Origin of the sequence: Streptomyces sp. (genome assembly GCF_031181705.1) — a bacterium.
Taxonomy (GTDB): Bacteria; Actinomycetota; Actinomycetes; order Streptomycetales; family Streptomycetaceae; genus Streptomyces.
In genome coordinates, this window is sequence record NZ_JAPSKN010000217.1 from 1 (window position 1) to 4358 (window position 4358).

General features: G+C 70.3%; 3 protein-coding genes. 2 read left to right on the forward strand and 1 reads right to left on the reverse strand.

The window, feature by feature from the left end; all coding sequences use genetic code 11:
- On the reverse strand, window positions 1-1300 hold a 1300-nt coding region (locus tag RIN80_RS25770; protein WP_309098045.1), incomplete at its 3' end, for an SGNH/GDSL hydrolase family protein.
- Window positions 1301-1493: 193 nt separating this feature from the next.
- On the opposite strand from RIN80_RS25770, the gene RIN80_RS25775 reads away from it, so the two are divergent.
- Both RIN80_RS25775 and RIN80_RS25780 read left to right on the forward strand, forming a co-directional pair.
- Window positions 1494-2834 carry a DUF445 domain-containing protein gene (locus RIN80_RS25775; protein ID WP_375141816.1) on the forward strand — a complete coding sequence of 447 codons (1341 nt, stop codon included), beginning with the start codon at window positions 1494-1496 and terminating at the stop codon, window positions 2832-2834.
- A gap of 53 nt (window positions 2835-2887) precedes the next feature.
- Window positions 2888-4358 (forward strand): MFS transporter (locus RIN80_RS25780; RefSeq protein ID WP_309098047.1); only part of this gene is annotated, 1471 nt, incomplete at its 3' end.

A 4358-nucleotide genomic window follows, 5' to 3' on the forward strand; every position in this document is an offset into this window, starting at 1 on the left:
ACTCCAGGTCGAACACCTCGGCCATCCGCGTGTAGCCCTTGTCGCTGGGGTGCAGATGGTCGCCCGAGTCGTAGTCGGCGCGCAGCCGGCGCGGGTCGTACGGATCGCGCAGCGCCTCGTCGAAGTCGACCACCGCGTCGAAGACCCGCCCGGAGCGGATCTCGGCGTTGACGGCCTGGCGCACCGACTCCCGCGCGTCCGTGTAGCCGCGGTGGCCGTGGAACGGCATCAGGGTCGCGCCGACGACCTTCAGGCCGCGCGCGTGGGCCTGGCCCACCATCGTGCGCAGGCCGCCCAGGATCGCCTGGGGGTCGGCGAGCCGCGGGTTGCGCAGGATGTCGTTGACGCCGAGGTCGATGACGACGACCTTGACGTTCGTCCGCTGCAGCACGTCCCGCGAGAAGCGGTTCAGGCCGCTGGGGTTGTCCGCGGGGCGGCCCAGCCCGTCGGTGAGGACCCGGTTGCCGCTGATGCCCTGGTTGACGACGCTGTAGCGCGGCAGGTCCCGCCCGGCGGCGATCTCCGCGCGCAGCCGGTCGGACAGGACGTCGGTCCACCGGTTGTTGGCGTTCATCGTGGACGTGATGCCGTCCGTGAGCGAGTCGCCGAGCGCGACGACCGTCCCCTCGGACTCGTTGCTCAGCACGTCCAGCGCGGTCAGGTACCGCCAGTTCTTGGTCTGCTCGGTGTACGGCGTGCCCGTCGTGTCCCGCGTGTGGTCGCCCTGCGCCAGGTAGGAGATCTGCCGGGCGTGCGGGTGGTACGTCACCGTGCCGGAGCCGGCCGGCGTGTACGTGGTGATCAGGACGTCCGAGTCGTGCGGGACGGCGATGCGCACGGCGTCGCTCATCACCTGCCGGCCCGGCGGGATGACGACCGTCGGGCCGCCGTTGAAGGTGAGCTGCCGCAGGGTGTCCGGCAGCGCGGCCGGCGTGCCGGGGCCCGCGGCCAGGGCGATCGACGCGCCCGTGATGCTCAGCGGGGACCGGCCGTAGAGATTGGACAGCGTCACGCGGGCACTCGTACCGCCGACGCTGGTGTGGACGACGTTGCGCACCGAACGGTCCGCCATGCCCGTCGTCTCGGTGCCGGGCTCGCCGGCGGCCGGGGACGTGGACCACGTGCTGACCCAGGTGCCGGTGGAGGCGGGGGCGGCGGAGTTCGGGGCGCGGCCGTCACCGAGGGCGTTCCGGCCCGGCTCGCCGTTGTCGGACGCCACCCCGACGTACAGGGCGGTGGAAAGGGCCACGATCGCTGCGACGACCAGGGCCAAGAGGGCGTAGCCACGTCCTCGGGTCATGCTGTGTAGTTCTCCTCGGGCGATGGGAGCCCAGGCTCCGATCTGATGTGCCCATGATGCGTCATGGACCGGGGGAGGCTCACAGGACCCCGTGGCAACACCCCCTCCCGACAGACGCCGGGAACTCCTGTTCCGTTCCAGGAGTCGGTCAGGAAGGGACAATGTGTGCGGGATCACCGAGCGGGTGGAGCGGATGGAACGGACCAGAACGGAACAAAAGGTCGGTGTCGGCGGGGAGCATGCCCGCCCCGGCACCACCGTCAACCGTGCGATGACGACCTTCAGCCCGGCGGACGAGGAGAAACAGCGCGGCGTACGCCGGATGAAGCTCACCGCCACCGGACTCCTGCTGTTCGTGGCCGTGGTCTACGTCCTCGCCAAGATCGCCCAGAACTCCGGCGCCGGCGCCTGGGCGGGCTACGTCGCCGCGGCCTCCGAGGCGGGCATGGTCGGCGCGCTCGCCGACTGGTTCGCCGTCACCGCCCTGTTCCGCCACCCCCTCGGCATCCCCATCCCGCACACGGCGATCATCCCCAAGAAGAAGGACCAGCTCGGCGTCTCCCTGGGCGAGTTCGTGGGGGAGAACTTCCTCTCCGAGGACGTCGTACGGCAGCGGCTGCGCGCCGTCGGCATCGGCAGCCGCCTCGGCGCCTGGCTCGCCGTCCCCGAGCACGCCGACCGGGTCACCGCCGAGCTGTCCACCGCCCTGCGCGGCGCCCTGACCGTCCTGCGCGACTCCGACGTCCAGGCCGTGGTCGGCGAGGCCATCACCCGCCGCGCGGGCGCCCAGGAGATCGCGCCCGGCATGGGCAAGATGCTGGAGAAGGTCGTCGCCGACGGCGGCCACAGGCGGGTCGTCGACCTGATCGTCAACCGCGCCCACGACTGGCTCGTGCTGCACGGCGACTCCGTCATGGACGCCGTCCAGGGCGGCGCCCCCGGCTGGACCCCGAAGTTCGTCGACAGGAAGGTCGGCGAGCGCGTCTACAAGGAACTGCTGCGCTTCGTCACCGAGATGCGCGACATGCCCGCCCACCCCGCGCGCGGCGCCCTGGACCGCTTCCTCACCGACTTCGCCTCCGACCTGCAGTCCGACACCGACACCCGCGCCCGCGTCGAACGGCTCAAGGGCGAGGTGCTCGGCCGCGGCGAGGTCCAGGACCTCATCGCCAGCGCCTGGACCGCCGTCCGGTCCATGATCGTCGCGGCGGCGGAGGACGAGCGCAGCGAGCTGCGGCTGCGCGTACGGGCCTCGCTGCTGTCGCTGGGCTCCCGGATGGCGGGCGAGCGCAAGGTGCAGGACAAGGTCGACAAGTGGGTGGAGGACGCGGCCGTCTACGTCGTCACCACCTACCGCAAGGAGATCACCTCCCTGATCACGGACACGGTCGCGAGCTGGGACGCCGAGCACACCACGAAGAAGATCGAGGCGAACATCGGCCGCGACCTGCAGTTCATCCGCATCAACGGCACGGTGGTCGGCTCCCTGGCGGGCCTGCTCATCTACACGGTGACGCACGCGCTCGGGGCGTAACGAGAGCCGGTCAGGGCACATGAAGGGGGTTCTTCTCGACGAGGAGGGAGCCCATGACCACCGCGCAGGCCGAGACCGGCCGGACCGTGACCACCAGCATCCCCGCCAGACTCGACCGCCTCCCGTGGTCGCGCTGGCACTGGACCATCGTCATCGGTCTCGGCACCGTGTGGATCCTCGACGGTCTGGAAGTCACCGTCGTCGGCAACATCGCAAGCCGCCTGTCCGAACCCGGCAGCGGCCTGCCCATCACCTCGGGCGAGGTCACCGGCATGGCGGCCGCCCTCTACGTGGCGGGCGCCTGCATCGGAGCCCTCTTCTGGGGCCGCCTGACCGACAAGTGGGGGCGCAAGAAACTCTTCATGATCACCCTGGCGGTCTACCTCGCCGCCACCGCCCTCACCGCGATCGCCTTCGACACCTGGTGGTTCTTCCTCTTCCGCTTCCTCACCGGCTTCGGCATCGGCGGCGAGTACGCGGCCATCAACTCCGCGATCGACGAGCTGATCCCCAAGGAGTACCGCGGCCGCGTCGACCTGATGATCAACGGCAGCTTCTGGCTGGGCGCGGTCTTCGGTTCCCTGCTGTCGATCGTCGCCCTGGACACCGACATCTTCGCGGCGAACGTCGGCTGGCGTCTGACCTTCGCCCTCGGCGCGGTCCTCGCCCTGGTCATCCTCCTCGTGCGGCGGCACGTACCGGAGAGCCCGCGATGGCTGCTGATCCACGGCAGGGACGACGAGGCGGAACGCATCGTCTCCTCCATCGAGCAGGAGATCGAACGGGAGCGCGGCAAGCCGCTGCCGCCCCCGGAGGGTGAGATCACCATCCACCAGCGGCGCAGCGTCTCCTTCCTGGAGATCGGCCGCACGGTCTTCTCCGACTACCGCAAGCGGGCCATCCTCGGCTTCTCCCTCTTCATCGGCCAGGCGTTCCTGTACAACGCGATCACCTTCGGCTTCGGCGCGATCCTGACGACGTTCTTCGACGTCCCGAGCGGCAGCACCGGCTACTACTTCGCGGTCATCGCGCTCGGCAACTTCTTCGGCCCCCTGCTGCTGGGCAAGCTGTTCGACACGGTCGGCCGCCGCGTGATGATCTCCGGCACGTACATCCTGTCCGGCCTGCTCCTGTTCGGCACGGCCTGGCTCTTCGACCAGGGCTCCCTGAGCGCGGCCACGATGACGGCGTGCTGGTGCGCTGTCCTGTTCTTCGCCTCGGCGGGCGCCTCCAGCGCCTACCTGACGGTCTCCGAGGTCTTCCCGATGGAGACCCGCGCGATGTCCATCGCCTTCTTCTACGCCATCGGCACCGCGGCCGGCGGCATCAGCGGCCCGCTGCTGTTCGCCAAGCTCACGGAATCCGGCGTCGTCGGCGAAACGGTCCTCGCCTTCTCGATCGGCGCGACGCTGATGTGCCTGGCGGGCCTGGTGGCGGCGCTCCTGGCGGTGAACGCCGAACGCCGCTCCCTGGAGGACATCGCCAAGCCGCTGACGGCGGCGGCGGGCAAGGCGAAGTCCGGCG

Coding starts and splice junctions, on each gene's coding strand:
- RIN80_RS25775 (WP_375141816.1), top strand. CDS start 1,494: ATGGAACGGACCAGAACGGAACAAAAGGTCGGTGTCGGCGGGGAGCAT.